This is a genomic window from Vibrio sp. TBV020 (assembly GCF_046056895.1).
Lineage (GTDB): Bacteria > Pseudomonadota > Gammaproteobacteria > Enterobacterales > Vibrionaceae > Vibrio.
This window is the reverse complement of record NZ_JBEEAQ010000003.1, coordinates 1903190-1924074: the sequence shown is the minus strand read 5'-3', so window position 1 is coordinate 1924074 and position 20885 is coordinate 1903190. Positions and strand designations below refer to the sequence as shown.

20 protein-coding genes are annotated in these 20885 nt (G+C 42.9%); 6 read left to right on the top strand and 14 right to left on the bottom strand.

Going from position 1 to position 20885, the window contains the following annotated elements; all coding sequences use genetic code 11:
- Positions 1-5 precede the first annotated feature (5 nt).
- From AAFX28_RS16835 to AAFX28_RS16820, 4 genes are read right to left on the bottom strand one after another with little or no spacing between them, the layout of a single operon-like run.
- Positions 6-704: a chromosome partitioning protein ParA gene (locus tag AAFX28_RS16835; protein ID WP_408689347.1), complete on the bottom strand. Its 699-nt coding sequence runs from the start codon at positions 702-704 to the stop codon at positions 6-8.
- A complete protein-coding gene (locus tag AAFX28_RS16830) occupies positions 704-2797 on the bottom strand; it encodes an SLBB domain-containing protein (RefSeq protein WP_408689345.1) in 2094 nt (697 codons plus the stop codon). Before AAFX28_RS16830 ends, AAFX28_RS16835 begins: the two co-directional genes overlap by 1 nt.
- Positions 2784-3623 carry an OmpA family protein gene (locus AAFX28_RS16825; protein ID WP_408689343.1) on the bottom strand — a complete coding sequence of 280 codons (840 nt, stop codon included), beginning with the start codon at positions 3621-3623 and terminating at the stop codon, positions 2784-2786. Before AAFX28_RS16825 ends, AAFX28_RS16830 begins: the two co-directional genes overlap by 14 nt.
- 46 nt (positions 3624-3669) lie before the next feature.
- Positions 3670-3990, bottom strand: coding sequence for an STAS domain-containing protein (locus AAFX28_RS16820; RefSeq protein WP_408689342.1), 321 nt, complete (start codon positions 3988-3990; stop codon positions 3670-3672).
- 298 nt (positions 3991-4288) lie between these two features.
- Here AAFX28_RS16820 and AAFX28_RS16815 point away from each other — a divergent pair, with 298 nt between their 5' ends.
- Entirely contained in the window at positions 4289-5140 is an 852-nt protein-coding gene (locus AAFX28_RS16815; RefSeq protein ID WP_408689341.1) for a DNA ligase, read from the top strand.
- Positions 5141-5172: 32 nt separating this feature from the next.
- Here the strand turns inward: AAFX28_RS16815 and AAFX28_RS16810 are convergent, their stop codons facing one another.
- On the bottom strand, positions 5173-6543 hold the full coding sequence (locus AAFX28_RS16810) for an MATE family efflux transporter (RefSeq protein ID WP_408689340.1): 1371 nt from the start codon (positions 6541-6543) through the stop codon (positions 5173-5175).
- A 143-nt stretch (positions 6544-6686) separates the two neighbouring features.
- Here AAFX28_RS16810 and AAFX28_RS16805 point away from each other — a divergent pair, with 143 nt between their 5' ends.
- Positions 6687-7301, top strand: a complete 615-nt coding sequence (locus AAFX28_RS16805; RefSeq protein ID WP_408689338.1) for a riboflavin synthase subunit alpha — start codon at positions 6687-6689, stop codon at positions 7299-7301.
- A 98-nt stretch (positions 7302-7399) separates the two neighbouring features.
- On the opposite strand, the gene AAFX28_RS16800 is transcribed toward AAFX28_RS16805, so the two are convergent.
- Positions 7400-7603 (bottom strand): CPXCG motif-containing cysteine-rich protein, encoded by a 204-nt coding sequence (locus tag AAFX28_RS16800; RefSeq protein WP_408689337.1) that lies wholly within the window; start codon positions 7601-7603, stop codon positions 7400-7402.
- Between the two features lie 316 nt (positions 7604-7919).
- A complete protein-coding gene (locus AAFX28_RS16795) occupies positions 7920-8786 on the bottom strand; it encodes a fructosamine kinase family protein (RefSeq protein ID WP_408689335.1) in 867 nt (288 codons plus the stop codon).
- Between the two features lie 349 nt (positions 8787-9135).
- Here AAFX28_RS16795 and AAFX28_RS16790 point away from each other — a divergent pair, with 349 nt between their 5' ends.
- A complete protein-coding gene (locus AAFX28_RS16790) occupies positions 9136-9480 on the top strand; it encodes a DUF3802 family protein (RefSeq protein WP_408689334.1) in 345 nt (114 codons plus the stop codon).
- Positions 9481-9491: 11 nt separating this feature from the next.
- Here AAFX28_RS16790 and AAFX28_RS16785 read toward each other — a convergent pair whose 3' ends face one another.
- Positions 9492-10037 carry an NlpC/P60 family protein gene (locus AAFX28_RS16785; protein ID WP_408689332.1) on the bottom strand — a complete coding sequence of 182 codons (546 nt, stop codon included), beginning with the start codon at positions 10035-10037 and terminating at the stop codon, positions 9492-9494.
- Positions 10038-10080: 43 nt separating this feature from the next.
- Here AAFX28_RS16785 and AAFX28_RS16780 point away from each other — a divergent pair, with 43 nt between their 5' ends.
- A complete protein-coding gene (locus AAFX28_RS16780) occupies positions 10081-12105 on the top strand; it encodes a methyl-accepting chemotaxis protein (protein ID WP_408689330.1) in 2025 nt (674 codons plus the stop codon).
- Here the strand turns inward: AAFX28_RS16780 and AAFX28_RS16775 are convergent.
- Entirely contained in the window at positions 12102-12893 is a 792-nt protein-coding gene (locus AAFX28_RS16775; RefSeq protein WP_408689328.1) for a sterol desaturase family protein, read from the bottom strand. The genes AAFX28_RS16780 and AAFX28_RS16775 overlap by 4 nt on opposite strands.
- 71 nt (positions 12894-12964) lie before the next feature.
- Between AAFX28_RS16775 and AAFX28_RS16770 the strand changes: the two genes are divergently transcribed.
- The gene (locus AAFX28_RS16770; RefSeq protein WP_408689326.1) at positions 12965-13705 is read left to right on the top strand and encodes a tRNA-uridine aminocarboxypropyltransferase; all 741 of its coding nucleotides are present in this window, start codon (positions 12965-12967) and stop codon (positions 13703-13705) included.
- Between the two features lie 141 nt (positions 13706-13846).
- Positions 13847-14755, top strand: coding sequence for an N-acetylglucosamine kinase (gene nagK / locus AAFX28_RS16765; RefSeq protein WP_408689324.1), 909 nt, complete (start codon positions 13847-13849; stop codon positions 14753-14755).
- A gap of 64 nt (positions 14756-14819) precedes the next feature.
- On the opposite strand, the gene AAFX28_RS16760 is transcribed toward nagK, so the two are convergent.
- The 5 genes from AAFX28_RS16760 to AAFX28_RS16740 all read right to left on the bottom strand — a co-directional run bounded on the left by AAFX28_RS16760 (position 14820) and on the right by AAFX28_RS16740 (position 20879).
- Complete coding sequence (locus tag AAFX28_RS16760) at positions 14820-17312, bottom strand: EAL domain-containing protein (RefSeq protein WP_408689322.1); 2493 nt, start codon at positions 17310-17312, stop codon at positions 14820-14822.
- 186 nt (positions 17313-17498) lie between these two features.
- Positions 17499-17765 carry a DUF2960 domain-containing protein gene (locus tag AAFX28_RS16755; protein ID WP_408689321.1) on the bottom strand — a complete coding sequence of 89 codons (267 nt, stop codon included), beginning with the start codon at positions 17763-17765 and terminating at the stop codon, positions 17499-17501.
- Positions 17766-17825: 60 nt separating this feature from the next.
- Entirely contained in the window at positions 17826-19601 is a 1776-nt protein-coding gene (locus AAFX28_RS16750; protein WP_408689319.1) for a bifunctional molybdopterin-guanine dinucleotide biosynthesis adaptor protein MobB/molybdopterin molybdotransferase MoeA, read from the bottom strand.
- Positions 19601-20185: a molybdenum cofactor guanylyltransferase MobA gene (mobA, locus tag AAFX28_RS16745; protein ID WP_408689317.1), complete on the bottom strand. Its 585-nt coding sequence runs from the start codon at positions 20183-20185 to the stop codon at positions 19601-19603. Before mobA ends, AAFX28_RS16750 begins: the two co-directional genes overlap by 1 nt.
- A complete protein-coding gene (locus AAFX28_RS16740) occupies positions 20163-20879 on the bottom strand; it encodes an energy-coupling factor ABC transporter ATP-binding protein (RefSeq protein ID WP_408689315.1) in 717 nt (238 codons plus the stop codon). The genes mobA and AAFX28_RS16740 overlap by 23 nt, the downstream gene beginning before the upstream one ends.
- Positions 20880-20885 lie beyond the last annotated feature (6 nt).

The following is a 20885-nucleotide window of genomic DNA, read 5'->3' as shown; positions in this document are numbered from 1 at the left end:
TGTCCCTATGCAGATTGAGCTAAAAATTCGTTAGTTAAGATTCTTTTGGCGATGCTATTTCGCCAAGATTGAGGAATGACTTTAAAGCGCTCGAGTTCTCTGACCATTTCCTGAGCGAGTGTCGATTGCTCTTTCATGTTAAGCACACTGCCTAAAAGAGAAATAGAATCGCTTTTTAATAACGAAACGGCTTGTTCAAGTTGGCTGGTGGATGTTTTACCTCCCAATACGACCAGGGCGGTTTGGTCGCAGGCACTTGCTACAACTTGAGCTGGGATATTGCCACGGTTAATGTGCAGTAATGGAGAGGTATCAAAGATGACTCTATCAAAATCGTTGAGCCACAGGTTAACCGACTTTGCCAAGCAAGAAGGGTCTTTGTATTCCAATAAAGCGGCTTGATTGGTTGGGATAGTTAAACCAGTAAACAGTTGGTGTGTATCTGAATGAGATATCAGCGTGCCGATTTGCTCTTGTGGTTTACTGTTTGAAAATTCTACCCCCTCAAAAGCGGGGTGGAATGTGTTCAAATCGACAACGAGTGTTTTGTGTCCGGCAAACAAGTAACGCTCCGCTAGCGCAGTGACGATGGATGTTACACCGTCACCTGATTGGCAAGCTGTTATACAAAGAGAGCGGCAACCATTCATTTCGGCAGCAAGGTAAATCTGCTCTATTTCTGTGTGGGTAGCTGGAATGATCATTACAACGCTCCTATCAACACAATCGTGGTTGTAAGGCGCAGAATGTCTTCTAGCCCAACACGTGCTTTTTCTATGAGACTTTCACTACGATCTGGGACATAGATTGTATCGCCAGCTCGCAATACTGGGAGTTTGTAGATGTTTGCCGTCTTGCTAAAGTCAATCAAGTCGAAGACACGAGCTTGACCTTGGCAACAAGACATATTAACGATTGAGATTTTTTCCAAATACGCTCTTTCTGATGGACCACCAGCCTCTGCAAGTAAATCAAGAACAGTCATGTTATCGTCGAATACATATCGTCCAGGATTGTTTACTGCACCTAATACTCTAACTGTAGACTCTTTAGAGCGATCAAGCCAAATCTTATCTTTTTCAGGGATATAGATGGTGTCGCCCATAGTCACCATAGGTAGCAAACTTTCGTCACCGGTTTCAAAATAGAGCGATAAGTTCAGTTTACTCACCTGAGAGTAGCTTTTATCTCGGTGGGTGATACGAATGTTATGAATATCAGCGTCTTTAGTTGGGCCGTCTGCCGCAGAGAGTATGTCTAGAAAGTGCATATCTTTGGTGAATCGGTATCTACCAGGTGCATTAACTTGGCCAAAGACGTAAATCGACGCATCTGAACTTTGACGTACCCATTGTGATTTGTTGTCTGAAGGATCTTGCGGCAGATCGTGGACTCGGACGATTGAACCTGCGCTTATTTCTGGTAGTTCACTGCTTAAAGCTCCGTTTAAAATAAAGGCATCCAAATCGAATACGTGCAGTTTGTTACCTTGAGTGATGACCTCAATTTTTGATGTGTCTGCTCTTAGTGTTGGGCCACCGACGTGAGCTAAGAGATCCATAAGATCCATTTCATCAGACCATTCAACTCGACCTGGACGAACGACCTCACCAATGACACTTACCGCTCGATTCGGGGCGATCTTCAGCCATGACTTCTCATTCATGTCGGTTTTTTCAGGAACAAAGATGGCGTCACCAGGCCCGATTGAAGGGGGATTGCTACGAGTAAGACCTTCAGTGAATGCGGTTAAGTCAAACTTTACTACGCGACCATCGGCTTTAATAACACGAATCTGTCGAGATTCAGCATAACGAGTAGGACCGCCAGCATTTGCCAAGATGTCCATGAACGAAGCATTGTTTTTGCCCTCATAAGCACCTGGGTGTGCCACTTCCCCCATGATATAGACGACGTTTGCGCCCGCTTTAATTTCTTCTTCTTGTTTTGGTACGAAGATAGTAGTACCCGGAGTTAATGTCGGCAGCATAGAGACATCACCACTGTCCAAGTAGGCCTTCAAATTGAACAGTTTTGGCGTGTTATCGGAAATCACGCGAATTTGTTCTACTGACGCATATCGAGTTACACCACCGGCGCGCATAAGCACATCGACTAAATCGGTATTTGCTTTATAGCCAAATGAACCAGGTGCATTTACCTCACCAAAAACTTTAATCGCCGTACGTGCATCACCACTGTCACCAGCGTTTGCAAGCTTGTTGGCATCAAATTCTTGTTCAATGTTACCCACTAGTGGAGATGCCGGAACAAAAATAGTGTCTAGCGATTCCAGGCTCGGGAGCAAGGCTTCGTTACCTGTATCTAAAAAAGACTTATAGTTAAACGTCACTTTTTCAGCGCCACGCTTTATAAACAAACTGTTTAATTGGGCGCCTGCACGAAGGCCTCCTGCGGCATGAAGAGCCATTTGAATGTCTGCACTTTTCGTTAAGGTATATTCGCCAGGGGAGTTAACGTAGCCTTGAACAGAGACTAAGATTTGTTGTTCAGCGATGTAGACCTTAGCAGAGGAAAGATCTCGATATACCTTTTCTAAAGCTTCTTTAACGGCGACTTCTAACTGTTGTTCACTGTATCCTGCTACGTACAAAGCGCCAACTTCGGGTAACGTAATCCGCCCACGTTTGTCGACTTGGAAGCCTTTATTCAGTGTAGATTCGCCCGGTAAGTTGACTTGAATAAGGTCGCCAATCTGAACGCGTTCTTCACTCGCATAAACAAATGAGAAAGTCAGAGTGAGTAGGGCTGCAATGAAATAATTAGTCCATTTCATGATAGCCTCCTTGCATACGCATTGTTGTTTTCTCTTCGGTATCGATAACTTCAATACTGACGCGGCGGTTAGTTAAACGGACGCCTTCAGAGTCACCTTCGTATAGTGGCAGAGTATCGCCAACAGAATTCGTTTTAATGCGGCTTGGCGATAGTCCAAAAATAGTTAAGTAGCGTTTAACTTGTTGAGCTCGACCCATCGCAAGCTTTTGGTTGTAGCTCACTTCACCCACTGAATCTGCATGCCCAGTAACTGAAAGGTGGAACTGAGGATGTTCTTTTAAGATGTTCGATGCTTGAGCAAGGTGACCCATGTACTTGGGATTAATCTCTGTTGAGTTAAATGCAAACTGGTTATCTACGTTTAGCAAGTTGTAGAGTTCGTCTATCGTGGCTAAGCGCAGCTGAAATGAATGTTCATTGGTTGGAGGTAAACATTTTGACTGAGAGGTTACGTAATCGAGCTGTAGCTCCAACTCATTAAGTCTGTTTCTCTGGATAACAAGGTCGTTAGCGGCATCGAGTAATAAACCACCCTCGAGTTCACGTGCAATACGATTTTGTTTTTCTAATGCTTGAACGACTGCGGCAGGAAAACACCAACGAGCACCTTCACGAATGAGTGTATCTAATTGAAGCTTAGCGAGTTTCCAATCGAAGCGTAGTCCGTGCTCTGGGCCTAGTGGCTCGTCAGGCATAACAGGAGTGAAGGAGGACTGAATATAGTGTTCAGCTATACCTCCTCGTCCTTCCTCTGGGTAGCTACTACAGCCAATAAGGGATAGAGAAGTCGCAGCTAGGGCTATGTAGTGTGTGATTGTATTCATGCCAACGTCCTTTGTTAGTGCTTTAGTGGTCCAAAGCTTTATAGTTTTAATGCGTGTGCGAATTAACCGGAATGGCTTGGTCAATACGTAGTAGGTTCATAATTTCAAGGGGTTGGCCCGAAACATTTTCAATTCGCATATTACGTTGACGCTCAACAAGGCGTTTATAAAGGTACACAATCGCCCCAACACCCGATGAGTCTAGAAATTGCACTTGGCTGAAATCGATCTCGATGTCACGTTGATTATCATCGGCAATGATTTCATCGATATGCGGCTGAGCGAAACGGCTACCGTCAGCGTCAAGGTTGCCGTTGATGATTAGAGTCGTAATTGTGTCGCTTGCTTCAATTTTACGTAATTCCATGATGCTATCTCCGTTCTAGTTTGATGTAACTAGAGCACGTAGCATGCCAATAAATTAAATTAATAAAATCAAAGGTATATGATGTTTGATGTTGTTTTTTTCAAAATGAGAAACGGGATTTCTCAAATTGATAATCAAACTTTACCGAAGCGAATAGGTAATACGTCACTCTTATGTAACTCATAAATCTGTAGTTTAAGGGCGGGGTAGATGTGCATCGGATGATGATGACGCGCTGATTGTGCCGACAAACAAAAAGTGTTGAAAATAGGATAAGTGAATTACTGGGTAAGAATAAATGGAATTACGCCTTTCAGCCGTCGCAATAGGAGTTTTGATTTCTGCGATAGCAAACGCAGACACTGGATATGATCCAGCGGATTTTTCTCCTGTTATATTAGCGACCAACTATCACAGTGAAGTTAGTATCGACGACTACTGGAAAAGTGAAAAGCTCGACGGCATACGAGCTATTTGGGATGGTAAGACGTTAAAAACACGAAATGGCCACCAAATTTATGCTCCACCTTGGTTCACTAAGCCACTACCTGACCACCCGTTAGAAGGGGAGTTATGGGCAGGTAGAGGTAACTTTTCGTTGGTTCAACAGACGGTACTAGATAAGAAGCCCAACGAAGCTGCGTGGAAACAAATCGAATATATGTTGTTTGATATTCCTTATTCAGCGGGGGACTATAAGAAGCGATACTTCGGCCTAGTGCACCTTGTCCATTCTTTAAAAATCGATCACCTTAAATATATCGAACATACGCCAATATCTTCTCAAGAAGAGCTATTTCAGCATCTCGATAGTGTTGATAGCTCGCAAGGAGAAGGTATTATGTTGCGAAAAATAACCAGTCGATACCAAGCTGGACGAAGTAGTGACTTGCTCAAGCTTAAGAAACACCAAGACGCCGAAGCGATTGTAATTGGCTATAAAGTTGGGAATGGAAAGTACAAAGGGATGATGGGGGCGTTGTTGGTTCAATTAGATAATGGACTTCAGTTTTATGTGGGTAGTGGGTTTACCGATCAGCTACGAAAGAATCCTCCGGAAATTGGCAGTAAAGTGACGTTTCGTTATAACGGTTACACAAGTAATGGCATTCCTAAGTTTGCTCGTTATGTTCGTGAGAGAGTGCAATAAAAAAGGTCGATGTTTAAATCGACCTTTTTCTACTATTTAGACGCTAATTCTAATTGCTTTTCATCGCTCAAACGGTGCATCCAATGCAGGCGCAAACCTAACATGATTGCAGCAGACGACAAACCGATGATGAAGCCCAGCCAGAAGCCTTGAGCTCCCATAGGTTCAACAATCCAATCTGTCATCGCTAAGACATAGCCGATTGGTAGCCCAAGAACCCAATATGCAATGAAGGTTCGGTTGAATATTGCGGCCATGTCTTTATAACCACGCAGAGCACCTGCGGCCACAACTTGGACCGCATCGGTGATTTGGTAGATAGCAGCAAATAGAAGTAACTGTAGCGCCAATTCGATAACCGCGCGGTTGTCCGTATAGAGAAGCGCTATTTGCTCTCTGAACAGCACAGTCACAAGCGCGGTAAACGTCGCAAGAAGCACAGCAACAATAAGACCAACATGTGAAGCGATCGTTGCACCTTCGACGTTTTCTTCACCAAGGCGATGACCTACACGAATACTGGTTGCAGCACCAATACTCATTGGAAGCATGAAAACAAGTGAAGAGAAGTTAATCGCAACTTGGTGTGCTGCTACAACCAACGAGCCTAAAGGTGCGACAAGTAGAGCGACAACGGCAAAAAGTGTTACTTCGAAAAACATCGCTGCTGCAACAGGAAACCCAAGTTTCAATAAACGAAGCAGCGCTGAAGAATCGGGCTTATGGAAGGTCTTAAAGACTTCGACTTTAGCAAGGCGCTTTGACGTTAATACATACATAAGCAAAAGCGCGAACATGATCCAATAAACGATAGCGGTTGCAACACCACAACCAACACCACCTAAAGCAGGGGCGCCAAATTTACCGTAAACGAAGATCCAGTTAAGTGGAATATTGATCAACAAGCCGATAAAACCAATAACCATCGCCGGTTTGGTCAACGACATGCCATCGGTAAGGCTACGAAGAGCTTGGAACAGTAGGAATGCAGGTACTGCGTAAATTACCGCGTGCATGTAGCCAATGGTTTTGTCAGCCATCAACTGCTCAACATCCATCAGTCCAAGGATGAATTCTGTTTGCAGTAAAACCAAAGATATCGGTACAGAGATAAGCAGTGCCATCGCGACACCTTGCTGTATTTCAAATGGGATCTTGTGCTGGCGGCCAGAACCATTGAGCTGTGCAACGACAGGTACAAGTGCCATTAAGAGGCCGACACCGAATAAGATCGATGGCAGCCATATACTAGCAGCAATTGACACGGCGGCCATATCAGTCGCACTAACGCCACCTGCCATAACGGTATCAACAAAGCCCATACCTGTTTGAGCAACAGAAGCGATGAGGACCGGAGTGGCAAGTTTAACTAAGGTATTTGCTTCAGCTTTATAACGATGCAAAACAGAACTCCAAACTACATAACTGAGAAAAAGGCTAAGCGAAATACGATAGAAAACCTGATTCTGTTCAAAGAGAAAATGATTGTCTGAGATGATAAAGAAATGTCACACTAAGCGCTAATAAAAACTAGCGGAATTGAACAATGTTTACTGGAATTGTACAAGGAATGGCAGAAGTCGTTGCCATCAAAAAGAAAAAGAAATTTCAAACTCATACCGTAAAACTGCCTGGTGAACTGAGTCAGGACTTAGCGATTGGGGCGTCTGTTGCTCACAATGGTTGCTGTCTGACGGTAACAAATATTGAAGGTGAGTTGATTGATTTCGATTTGATGCTAGCAACGCTCGCTTTGACCAACTTAGGTTCTTTAGTGGAAGGTGACTCAGTAAATATTGAAAGAGCAGCTAAATTCGGCGATGAGATCGGCGGCCATTCGATGTCAGGCCACATTAGTTTGGTTGGTGAAGTCGTTGATGTGATCGATTCACCAAACAACCGTACGATTTGGTTTGCTGTGCCTGAAGATAAGATTAAGTATGTATTGGCCAAAGGGTATATTGGTTTGGATGGTTGTTCTCTAACGATTGGTGAAGTAGAGGAAAATCGTTTCTCAGTGCATCTCATTCCAGAAACGTTGGAACGTACCTTGTTTGGGTCAAGATGTGTGGGAGACAAAATAAACGTAGAGTTTGATCCGCAAACCCAGGCGATAGTTGATACTGTTGAAAGAGTATTAGCTAGCAAGAGCTTAGCTTAATCAACGCTTGAATAAGTAAGTAGCGGATTTAAGACCGCTACTTACCGATAAAAATAGATTACTAAGCGTAATTGATTGATATTCGATAAATGCTAGAGCTAAAAAATTTGCTCGTCATCTGCGTCAATAAGAAGCTCGATCTTATCCATTTGCTCATTGACGGTCATGGTTAGGTGAATTGCATTGCAACAAGCAGGACAATCATCGTAGAAGTTTTGATTGCCGTTGGATGCATCTAACGTAATGCCGATTGTATGTCCGCAGTGAGGGCAGGAAACCATCTTTTCTGTGTAATTACGCATAACTCTTTTCCTTACATCTATATACCTTCTTAAGAGAGAACAACCTCTTCATTCAAGATATTTACTCCACAAATCCTGAACTTTGGTATGTTTGAAAACTGCGTCTAACTGACTCTTTCAAGTTGAAAGAAATTCCCTGTAGACACAGTAATAATATGCTTAGAAGTTTGTGTTAGACATGAATTAAGTACAAAAGTTGACCGGGTTAGAGAAACGGAGTGTTCACCTTTACCCAAGTCACCAAAGCGAATCGCAGTGTTTGACAAATACAAATGCCATAATCAGTAAGTTATTGTTAGTTAATAACTATTTACATTTAATATAGTAAAATCTGTTTTATTAGCTTTTCTGATTGCTCGAGGTAATGACCACCAAACTGGTTATAGTGGTTAAGTAAGTGATAGAGGTTATAGATGTCTTTACGTTCACTGTAACTTAGGTCGAGCGGGAGGACACTTTCGTAACCTTGGTAGAAATCCGGCTGGAAACCTTCGAATAGCTCGGTCATCGCAATATCACATTCGCGATCCCCCCAATAGCATGCTGGATCATAACAAATAGGGCCAAAAACAGAGTTAGCGACATTGCCATGCCAAAGGTCACCGTGGAGTAGGGCGGGTTTAGGTTGGTGGCTTGCCAAACGGCTTTGAACTAGCTGAGTAAACTCGTTTATATCAACAAGGTTGATGCCTTTTTCTCGCAGCAGTTGTAATTGCCAGCCAATGCGTTGCTCGGCAAAGAAACGTCCCCATTTTCTGTCCCACTTATTTGGCTGTAACGTAGAACCGATATAGTTATCCTGATCTAAACCATATTCTTTTTGCTCTCCCCATAAGTGTAGACGGGCAAGCTGCTGGCCGAAAAGGAAGCTGTTTTTACTATCATCTAGGGGTTTGGTCGGTAGGTAGTTTAGAACAATAAAAGCGTGTTCTTTTGACGTGCCAGTCATGATTAGTTCAGGGACGAACACGGTTCGACTGTCGTGCAGAAGTCGAATGTTTTCTGCTTCGATTTCAAACTTTGGCAAAAAGTCTCGACGATTTACTTTCACGAAATATCTCTGTTCGCCGTCAGAAATCATATAGCAGTCATTTATATCTCCACCGTGAACCTTCGTTTTTTCTTTGATTTCAAAAGAAAATAGTAAAACCTCAGATAACTGTTTAGAAATGGCTTGCCACATAACCTATCCTGCGTCCGGTTCGATATAATTACAGTGTAGAATATGCTGATAGTGAATTCTGATTCATAGTGCAAAAAATTCAATCATTTAGCTAATTTACATATTGCAGTAGTGAAAGTGTGATTTATGTCAGGACATAATCTTGCGCGGTTATTTATTGTGGTGGGATATATGTAGAATTTACTGACACTAATTTCAAATTTCCCTTATCTAACGGTCTTGTATACGGCAAGGTATACAGGTGAGGAAATTATTAGCAACTGACTCGTTGTAAGTTGTGTATTCTTATTGATATAGCTTACTATTACTAGGATGGAACTCGACGAGTTTGCAATGATGGAGATAACAAGTGGTTGTAGAAACCGATGGTTACTTAGCTCTAATTGAGCACTTGGCTTTTAATCTAGATGTATTTGCCTCAGATGAAGGTGATACAGGCTCAGAGAGTGTTGAAGATGTTGTAACCGACATGGTCGCAAGTAATATCATGGCCATTTTCGAACAGAACCCAGAACTCCATTCAAGTGTTCGCTTCCAGCTGTTAAAAGAAGCTGACTCAGTTGTTGAAGACCTAGGTGAAGTTCTCGCTGGCGTTTGGTCAAAGCCTGCAACGAATGAGCAAATTGGATTCCTTGATGAGTATGTTGCTCTGCTAAAGAACTTATTCGATTCAGCAGTCGCTAAATACGATTAACTCTAACTCCTTTAGTTTGTTTGAGGCGAGTAAGCTACACGTCTAAAATGCCAATACTTCGATGCCCAGTATGGATTATCCAACCTAGAGATAATCACACCTTTCGATGTCGAAGCATGCATAAACTGTTTGTTACCTAAATAGACGCCGACATGGCGGGTTTTGGGGGCGGTTTTAAAAAAGACTAAGTCCCCAACCTTCGCATCTTGATAGTCCACTTCTTTCCCAACTTCCACTTGAGCTAATGTTGTTCGAGGAATCTGCATACCTAGTGCATTTTTGTACGCTGTTTGTACGAAAGCGGAGCAATCCACCCCGTTAAATGTTGTCCCACCTAAACGGTATGGCGCGCCTTGCCAAACCTGATATACATCCAAGAATGAGCCCTTAACTTCGAGCTGTTCAGTCGTGAGTGGTTGCGTCTGTGATGAAGAAAAGTCATTGCTAGGTTGGCTTGCACATGCAGACAACAATGTAGACAACAAAATCGCTTTCCCAAAACGTTCGAGACGAATACTGCGTTTAGGCGTGCAATCGAATCGTAACAAACTAGACATAGTATCCCTTCTTGACATTAATCGTATTGAGACCCGTTTCCACATGGACAAGCTGAAAAAAGGCAACCTCTCGTTAGTGCAAACAATTAGCACTGTGTTTATTACTATCACATTAATGGCGATTTTGCTCTCTGTCACGAGTATTAAAGGGGTAGAGCGCATAGAACGACAGTTTTCACATCTTTCTGATCACGCTTTACCACTCGCTATGATGAATGCCCATCTGACTCAAACCATTCTTGAACAGGTGAAGCAGTTAAGTTACAGCACTCAATCGAAATCTATCCAACAATTACAGTCACTAGAAGAACAGGTTGAGCGATTAAAGCAGCAGACGAGCGGTTCAGGTGATCGTGTAGTGAGCTTGTCTAACCAATTTGGCGATACAATATCGAGCGATGACAACACAATACTTAGAGACCATATCGAATCACTCAATCAGTTAAGCGAGTCGGTAATTGTTACTCAGAAAGATATTTTATTATTGCAGCAGAGCATTGACTTAGAATTAGATGAGTTCCGCTATGGCTTGAGTTCGGCGGGGCCAGAAATGAGCCGTATTAGCGCGTTTTTAGCGGCTGGAAACCCAGAATCAGCTGATGCCGCTAACCGTTTCATCGCGAATGTAAGTGCGATGGAGACGGGATTTATTCAACTACTGATGGAAGAAGATGAACAAAAAGCTCGAGAACAATACCGCGAGTTAAAAAACAGACTAGCGGGTGTTGAACTTGCCTATGACGATTTCAAAGAATGGCATCCTGATGTGATTGAATTCGCGAGCTTAATTTCGGCATACGAGATGGTTATCTCTGGATTCGAGCCGGGCGCAATCGTCGACAAGATCTTACAGAAGTTAGAACTTGTTTCGACTCAAAATGGACAAGTAGATGAAATGGTTGTGGCAGCGAACCAAACCATTGCGCTCCTCAAAGGGATTTCAAGCAGCGCAGAGTCATTAATCAATGATGGTAAAAATGTTGTTAAATCAACAATCGCTAACATCATTTTGATCGTACTCTCTAGCGGAGTGTCGATGGTTTTACTGGTTGTTGTTACAGGGCTGTTCCTGAGAGCTTGGATCAATGGTGCTCTGAAAAACATCACTGGATGCCTGTCAAAGATGACCGGTCATGATTTAACAGCCTCTGCAAAACTAACTGGTCCCAAAGAATTGCAAGAAGTCGCGGAGAAGTTGAACAGTTTGGCGAGTACCACTCGAGAATCATTGACTAACGTAACAAACAACAGTGACACCTTATACCAAGCAGCAGAGATTAGTCATAGCGCGGCAGCTCAATCTCAACAAAGCTTAGCACTTCAAAATGATGCGCTCGCCAATATGGTGGACACCGTAAATGAACTCGATAGATCAATCAGGGAGATATCTGAGGTATCGGCAGAGTCATATCAAGACTCTCAGTCTGCATCTAAGCATTCAATACAAGGCGTACAAGCTATTGAACAAAACCAAGTTCGTTTGAAAGCGCTGGCGGATTCACTCGATGCTAATGAAGTATCGATGCAAGAGCTGGATAAACGCGTAAGGCAAATTAGTGAAATGGTCGACCTTATCTCAGGGATAGCGGAAAACACTAATTTGCTGGCACTAAATGCAGCAATTGAAGCGGCAAGAGCAGGAGAACAGGGCAGAGGATTCGCTGTTGTTGCGGATGAAGTAAGAAAGCTTGCTAGCGATACGTCAGCACAAACCACAAATATTCGTGGCCGAATGGACCAACTGGTGCTCGCAGCGCAAACTTCACAGAGAGCAGTGGAAGAATCCCGTGAGGAAATGAATAACGCGTTGTCTTCCAGTGAACAGGTCAAAGAAACATTTGCGCATATCGAGTCTTCGATCAGTCACATTAGAACGCGCGTTGAACAGGTGTCGGTTTCTACCGAAGAGCAACAACGTGCGACAGTCAATGTGACGCAATCCATCAAGGCAGTGTCCAAGCAAGGAGAACAGACACAAATGCAACTCGATTCTATGGTCGGCAGCTCACAACAAGTGGCCAACATCGCAGAAAATCAACAAACGATGCTCCATAAATATGTGGTTTAATGGGAGCGAAATGGTTGCGTGAGCATTTTATCAATTCGCTGTTCTTGCTGTTTTTGGAACAGCGGAATCCCAATCTGTACCTTATCGTGGCCAAGTTTTGGTTGGCTTCGGTAAGTTTTAAACCCTCGATCCCACACCGACAAGAAAAAACCAAAGTTGGAATGTGTTTCCTTAACGTCTACTGAATGATGAACACGATGCATGTCAGGTGTGACAATCAACTTGCGCAGGACGCGGTCGATCTTTAAAGGTAGATAAGCGTTACTGTGATTGAACATAGCGCTCGCATTAAGCACTATTTCAAAGATCACAATGGCGATAGGTGACACGCCAAATAACAAAACTAAACCGATTTTAATCCACATTGAGATTACGATTTCAATTGGGTGAAAACGTGTCCCCGTGGTGACATCAATATCCTGATCGGAATGGTGCATTCGATGTAAGCGCCATAGCAATGGAACTCGATGAAAAGCAAGGTGTTGTACGTAGATAGCAAAATCCAATAGAACAACGGATAAGAAAACGACGAGAGGTGCTGAGAGAGAGTCTATGTTGTTAAACAGCCCAATTGTGTGTTGCTGCGCATAGATGCCGGCTTGATAAGCCAAGATTGGCATCAGAAGTGTCAGGCATAGAGAGTTAAATGCAATAAGACCAAGATTGTTTAACCAACGAAAGAGCTTACTTTGTGTTAGCTCCTTTCGTGGTCGCATCCACTCCCATACTGAACATAAGCACAGTACGCTGATAAAGAAGCTCAATCGAATCAATTCGGGGTCATGCATTCTCACTAATCCTTGCAACTGAAAAATGGGAGGGTAAACTTGCTCACCCTGTTTATTATCTACGATACGCCATGAGAATCCACGCCTTTCATCACTTGTATCAACAGCGCTTAGAGCGTTCAACCAAACCTTTTAATGCACGAGGTAGTAAAGTCACTCGGTGCCAATATTGCCAAGTATCGCAAAAAGATTGTTTGTGTGCATATCAACCAGACATTGAGAGCGATATAGCCGTAATGCTGTTGATGTCAGAAAATGAAGTGTTTAAGCCGAGTAATACCGGCCGACTGATCCTTGATACAGTAAAAGAAGGGTATGCTTTTCAGTGGAGCAGAACAGAACCCGCTCAAGAAATGTTAGATCTGCTATCTAACCCAGCTTATCAACCTATTGTGGTCTTTCCTGATGAGTATGTAGAGCAGAAACACCGTCTTTTATTCAGTGAGCATCAATCACTAGACTCAAACAAAACACCATTGCTTATTTTCCTTGACGGTAGCTGGCGCGAGGCAAGACGTATTTTCAAAAAGTCACCGTATCTAGATTCTTTGCCTGTGTTGTCGATTAGTCCGACGGAAGTGTCCCAATATATGATGAGACGCTCGGATAATGAACAACATCTTGCTACCGCTGAAGTAGCAATTATGGTTTTCAAAGAGTTAGGGCGAACTAAAGAATCTGAAACCTTATCTGGTTGGTTTAATGTATTCAGAGAATCTTACATGAACAGTAAAACACGTCATAAGCCAGATGAATCTCGCCCAGCGTTGAAACAGTTCATTGAGCAGTTTGGAAACGAGAAATCCCTCTAATAAATTTGTTTTGGTTGGATAGAGAATGCGCACTTGGCTCTACCTCAGACCTAAATTAGTTCTAAGTCACAGATTGTAGGCGTAGCAATATGGATAATGAAAAAATTCGCATTTTTTATGAATTTTTCTGGGAGAGATGAAATGTACTACGGCTTTGACGTTGGTGGCACTAAGATTGAATTTGGTGCGTTTAACGATACGCTTGAAAGAGTAGCAACTGAGCGAGTTCCAACACCAACGGAAGACTACGCACAATTAGTCGAAACCATTGCAGGCCTGGTTAATAAATACGACCAAGAGTTTGGCTGTGAAGGTAAAATTGGCCTAGGACTACCAGGGATGGAAGATGCCGATGATGGTACTGTCTTAACGGTAAATGTCCCTGCAGCGAAAGGGAAACCACTACGTGCTGATCTAGAAGCTAAAATTGGCCGTACCGTTAAAATTGAAAATGACGCTAACTGTTTTGCGCTATCAGAAGCGTGGGATGAAGAATTAAAAGACGAACCATCGGTGCTGGGCCTTATTCTAGGTACTGGCTTTGGTGGCGGCCTAATTTATGACGGTGCTGTTTTCTCTGGTCGCAACCACGTTGCCGGTGAAATTGGTCACACTCGTTTGCCATTAGATGCATGGTTTCACCTTGGTGACAATGCGCCTCTATTAGGTTGTGGCTGTGGTAAGAAAGGCTGCCTTGACAGTTACCTTTCAGGTCGCGGTTTCGAGTTGATTTATGCTCATTACTTCGGCGAAGAGAAGAAAGCGATCGAAATCATTAAAGCTCATGAAGCAGGCGAAGCTAAAGCAGTCGAGCATGTTGAGCGCTTTATGGAGCTACTGGCAATTTGTTTTGCAAATATCTTTACCGCAAATGACCCGCACGTTGTTGCCCTTGGTGGTGGTCTATCTAACTTCGAATTAATTTACGAAGAAATGCCTAAGCGTGTACCGAAATACCTTCTGTCTGTCGCTAAGTGTCCGAAGATCATCAAAGCGAAACATGGTGACTCTGGCGGTGTGCGTGGCGCAGCATTCTTGAATATCAAGTAGTTGAAAAATTATTTGCAAATGAAAAAGAGCTTGCCGAGGCAAGCTCTTTTTTATGATTCATATCTTACTGATTAGCGTCGTACTTTTCTAACAGAGCCATTGCGTTATCAAAAGGGACGGGCTTACTAATATAGTAACCTTGGATATAACGACAACCCATTGATTCAAGAAGTTCAAGTTGTTCTTTAGTTTCGACGCCTTCTGCAATGACATCTAACCCTAATTGATTTGCCAGCATATTGACTGATTCCACTAGCACTGCATTATTTTTATCACTTTCAATATCGCGAATAAACGTCCGATCAATCTTTAATAGATCGACGGTATTCTTCATCAAATTAGAAAATGAGGCAAAGCCAGTGCCAAAATCATCGAGCGCTAGCTTAAGCCCTCGTTTCCTTAAACTGGCCAGCAACTCTTGAACCTGAGGCTTATCTTCAAGAGGGATCGATTCAGTAATCTCGATAATGACATCTTGAGTCGTTAACCCTGATTGGTCTAACTGATTTAAGATCGAACAATTGTCGATATTCTCATTAAGCAGTTCTTCAATTGAGCGGTTGACTGAGATAACGATCTTTTCAAATCCTAGTGCTTTCATCGACTGAATATCGTTACAGACTTTCTTAAGGATCAAATTACCGAGTTGAGAGATATAACCCAGCTCTTCTGCAATTGGAATAAACTCAAATGGAGAAATGTTCTGATTGTCTTCGACCCAGCGGGCAAGGGCTTCAAACTTAACAATCGTCCGATTGTGTACGTCATAGATAGGTTGATATTCGACATGCAGGCGCTCTTCGTCTAACGCTTTTTTGAGCATGACACCGAGCTGATGTTTGCGCTCAACGCATTGTTCTAGGTAGTCAGAGTATTTAACGGTACCGGGTGTAAGTTGGGATTTCGCTTTTTCAAGTGCGTAATATGCTTTAGTCAAAGGGTGAGTGTTGCTGGTGGACTTAGTCGGGATGTAATAACCCATGTTGATGGCTAGACTCATATTTTTACCATCGATAGAAAACTCTTTTTCAACGGTTCGGCGTACCGATGAGATAAGCTGTTCAATATCGGAAACGTCCGCGACATTCGACGTGAGAGCAAACTGATCCGCACCATAACGACAAATATTCACCTTTTCAGCGTTGAAATTTGTATACAAGGTCTGTCCCACATAGCTAAGCACCTTGTTACCGAACTCTTCACCATAGAGGTTATTGATCTCAGAAAAACGACTAATATCAACGAGTAACACAACAAGATTAGGGTGGTCTTCAAGCATTTGAATAAACTTGGTACGTGTCATTAAACCGGTGAAGTCTTGTTTGTTCTTGTATTTGAGTAGTTCGTTTTCAATGGACTTCCTATAACTTAAGTCATCGAAAATAGCGATGTAATTTTGAATATCGCCTTTACGCCCTCTAACGACATGAATAGAAAGTTGCTCGGGGTAAATCGCGCCTGATTTGGTTTTATTCCATACTTCACCGGACCAGTGGTCGTTATCTTCAATAGACTGCCACATTGTTTTATAGAATTTTCGATCATGAATATCAGAACTGAACGTCGCTGGAGGTTGGTTATATATTTCTTTCAGAGTATAACCAGTGATCTCCTCAGCTTTCGAATTCATGTTTATGATGAGATTATTCGCATCAGTTAGAATTACACCGCTACTGGATAGTTCGATAACACGCTGAGCGATGAGGTGATCATTAATAAGCTCAGATAGATCCGAAATGTTTCGAATATTGCCTTCTATGCGTTTTAACCTGCCGTTAGGATGGAATTGTTTGCTGTAAGTAAGCTCCAAATCAAGTTCAGATTTAGACTCTTCACTATGAATAATTGTCGTCGTGACTTGCTCATGCGCGCTATTGGTAGTCAACAGCTTGTTATATTGCTCACTTGATCTAAATACGTAGTGATTGAAGAATTCGTAAAACGATAACTTTGTATCTGTAGACAACTTAAACATGTCATTTAAGTTAGAAGAGTAGTTGAACTTGTCTTTATCTACATCCCATCGCCAAGAGCAAGATTGAGTGATCTGTTCTGAACGTTGTAACTGACGGATAAGGGTATTCTTTTGACGAGTCAAACGATGTTGAAGAATAGATTTTCCGACCAAAAAACCAATAGTAAGTAGCCAATCTTCATCGAGCGTATCAACAGTAAGGGAATGGTCGAATAACAGAGCTAATACGCCAACGATTGTTCCGTCTGTAGATTGAAGGGGGATACCAACATAACTTTCGGCGTTTAAGTGTTGCAGCGCAATGTCTTCAGGGAAACGCTGTTGTATCTGAGATGGGTATGCACAAATCCCTTGGTTATTCAGTACTTGTTCACATGGACTACCCACCAAACTATAAGAGATGTTTTTTGTATATTCGCCCTTCACTAAGTAGTGGAGAGTATTAGCCACTTTGAGCTGCAAATCGTATTCAGCGATCAAGCAGTGGGTAGGTTGGTAACGTGAATAAACTTCTTTAAGGCAGCGAGCGTACAACTCACCTTCATTTTGAGCAAAGATAACTTCCTTGATGAGGGCGTCCATCGAAAGCTAGATTCCTATTGAGTAATAATTATGAAAAAAGAGAATATGACTCCTTATTTATAGGATACCAGTTTGGTATATGAGGTTCGACGATCACGTTAACATTAATGAAAGGATGAATATAAATGCGTGTGAAAGTTTACTTATGAATAAATTAAAAGGCCTATCGATTGATAGGCCTTTTAATTATTTGTTCTTTTTACCTACGCCGAGGTTTTCTTTTTGGGCGAGGGTGATTTTACCAAAGCCTAATTTCTTAAAGTGGTTATCGCGATAATTGCGAACAGCCTTTGTATCAGAGATTGCTTCGATCTGTTGCTCCATCTTTAGATATTCAGAGATATCAATACCTTCAGCTTCAGCTACCGCTTCATGAATGTTGCGGTGTTGTTGGTATGAGAACGTTAGCGATTTATCTTCGTTCTTGTAGGTATAAAGAATTGTGCGAGACATAAATAATTCCAGGTAAGTATAAAACTAAAGGCCAGTTCAACTGGCCTTATACTTTGATTGCTAGATTCTGCCTTGAAGTGGGATGATTGTCACGCTTTCTCCGACTTTGACTGTGTCCACAGCCGGAGAAATCTCGATTAAGCAATTTGCTTCGCTCATCGAACGGAGAATGCCAGAGCCTTGTTTGCCTGTTGTACGCACCGTTAGTTGACCTCGGGCATCCAGCTCACAGACGCCGCGGCTGAATTCGGTTCGGCCTTGGCGAGAGCGCAGGTTCTCAGTCGCAATCGCATTAACTTTGAGTGGCTGCCAGTCGACTTCACCTTGCATTTTACGCAAAGCTGGCTCAACAAAGTTAATGAATGACACCATTACTGCCACTGGGTTGCCTGGTAGCCCAAAGAAAGGCTTGTTGTTGATTTGACCAAAAGCGAGTGGGCGACCAGGGCGCATGTTAATACGCCAGAAATCAATTTGGCCTAGCTTATCAAGTGCCAGTTTGATGTAGTCAGCATCCCCAACTGAAACACCACCAGATGTCATGACAACATCCGCATTGTGCGAAGCTTCCTCTAACGCTTGAATCATCAACTCTTCATCATCTTCAATGATGCCGTAATCGAGAATTTCACAGCCTAGGTTTTTAAGCATACCCATGATCGTGAAGCGATTAGAATCATAGATTGAGTTTTCTTTTTGAGCGGTACCTGGAGCTTGGACTTCGTCACCGGTTGAAAAAACAGCAACCTTTAATTTACGGAAGACAGAGCACTCCCCAAACCCTAGAGAAGCAAGCATACCCATTTCCGAAGAGGCAAGACGTTGGCCTTGAGCAAATACTGGTGTGCCAAGAGCTAAGTCTTCTCCGGCTTGACGGACATTCTGTCCAACTTTGATATCAGCCGAAAACGTGACCATGTCACCTTTCTGAGACGCTTGTTCACGCATAATGACTGTATTACCGCCTTCAGGAGTAGGAGCACCGGTCATTATTTTTACTGCTTGGCCTTCGAGTAATGGCTTGTTGTATGCGTAACCAGCCATCACCTCACCAACGACTTGATACTCATCTAACTCAATGTCTTCGCCACGGATCGCATAGCCGTCCATTGCAGAGTTAGTGTATTGAGGCACATTCACTGGAGAAATAACATCGTTTGCTAAAACTCTTCCTGACGCATCAAACATGTCACACTGTTCTATTTGTTCAACACGGTGAACCATTGAAAGGATCTTTTCTTGTCCTTGCTGTACGGAAAGAAAGGCAGGAGATAGGGTATCACAGCAAGCACCTTCTGCTTTTGCAGACGCAGGCGCTTTTTGCGCATCAACATAATCAATGACAAATGAACTTATGGCGTCAAGATCGTTGATGTCCATTTTAGGCAGTGGTGAATCTGTTATTTCACTGTCTGAAGCGATCGCAATGATGTTGTTGTCACTAGGGTAGAGCCAAGGCTTACCGACGACTTCACGATGAAGTTCGATCTTAGGGAAAGCAATGTTCTTACATCCTTCAACCAAAATGACGTCGAGTTTATCAGTATCGAAACGAGTTAGAAGGTATTCGAATTCGGACTCAGCATCAGGTGTTTCTGTCATTAAAGCAAAGCGATTACGTGATGAAATCAGCATTTGCGTAGCGCCTGCTTTTCTTAAGCGGTAACTATCTTTGCCTTCTTTATCAACGTCAAAGTTATGGTGGGCATGCTTTAACATACCGATGCGTAAGCCCGCCTCGGTTAATTTTGGAAGTAGTGCTTCAAGCAGTGTTGTTTTACCCGTACCTGAGTACGCAGCAAAACCTAAAATTGGAATCGGTAAATTGAAGTTCATTAATTAATCGTACCAAATTGCGCCAACTCTTCAGGCGTGTTTAAGTTGACAAAGCATTGAGGGGAGTCACTAAAGTCGACGTACTTAGTATTACACTCGTTATAAAGCAAAATGATCTTACGATCGCCACGTTCTAAGAATGCGGTCAGCCTGTCGAGGACACGCTTGTGATATAGAGTGAAAACTGGCTGTTGATGGTCACCGTCATGCGCGACTAAAATCTCAGTTTCATCCGTAACAGCTTGGCAAAAACGCTCAACGATATCATCGCTGATTAGCGGGCTGTCACATGGCACAAAGCCAACCCAGTCAGTACTAGCGTTGACCAAACCTGCGTGTATTCCGCCCATAGGGCCTGGGAATTGTTTAAATTGGTCGCTAAACACTTGCCCGTACTTTTCATACGTATTGAGGTTGCGATTAGCGTTAATCAGTATTTGGGAAGTTTGAGATGAGAGGCGCTCAATAACGTGCTCGATAAGCGGCTTATCATTAAGTTGTACTAGGCCTTTGTCTTGGCCTCCCATACGGCTTGCTTGTCCACCAGCTAAGATCACCCAGCTAGTTTGCTTTGGAAGAAGCATAAGTATTATCTAACTCTTTATCTGTAATTACTTGTAGCAGTGGAGACTCTATCAGAGTTGTCTCTTTTATCCACCATTGTTTACGGCATAACTCGGTTAGGGCGTTCTGCTGATGGCTAGTAATGACTAGACTTGAACCACGATCAAGTAGATCTTGTGCCATAACGACCAAACGCTCTATGGATTCTTGGTCCAAAGAAGCGCTAGGCTCATCCATTAAAAGGATAGAAGGTTTAAGAATCCATGCTCTAGCCATGGCGACTCGTTGCTTTTCACCACCAGAGAGAACCGAAATATGTTCATCCGCGAGTGTTTCTAAGCCTACCATGCGTAGAGCCGTGATAACTTGAGCTCGCTTATCTTTTATCTCTTCTTTTTGGTAACGAATACCGTAGACGACGTTTTCGTAAACAGTACCGTCAAATAGGTAAGGGGACTGATGTAAATAGATCACATCTTTGCGGCCCGTGCGCGGAAATAGACGGTGTAACCAAGTGTCGTTTGGCGCGACAACGTTTCCCGTCGTCGGTTTAACTAGCCCTGACAATATTTTCAGAAGTGTCGTTTTACCAACCCCATTATCGCCTTTTAAATAAATAGCGTCATTGGGCCCAATCGACAGTGAAGGAATATGGAATAGCACACGTTCTTTAAAACGCATAGAGAGTTGCTGTGCCGTTATTTTTATTGTCATACAGCG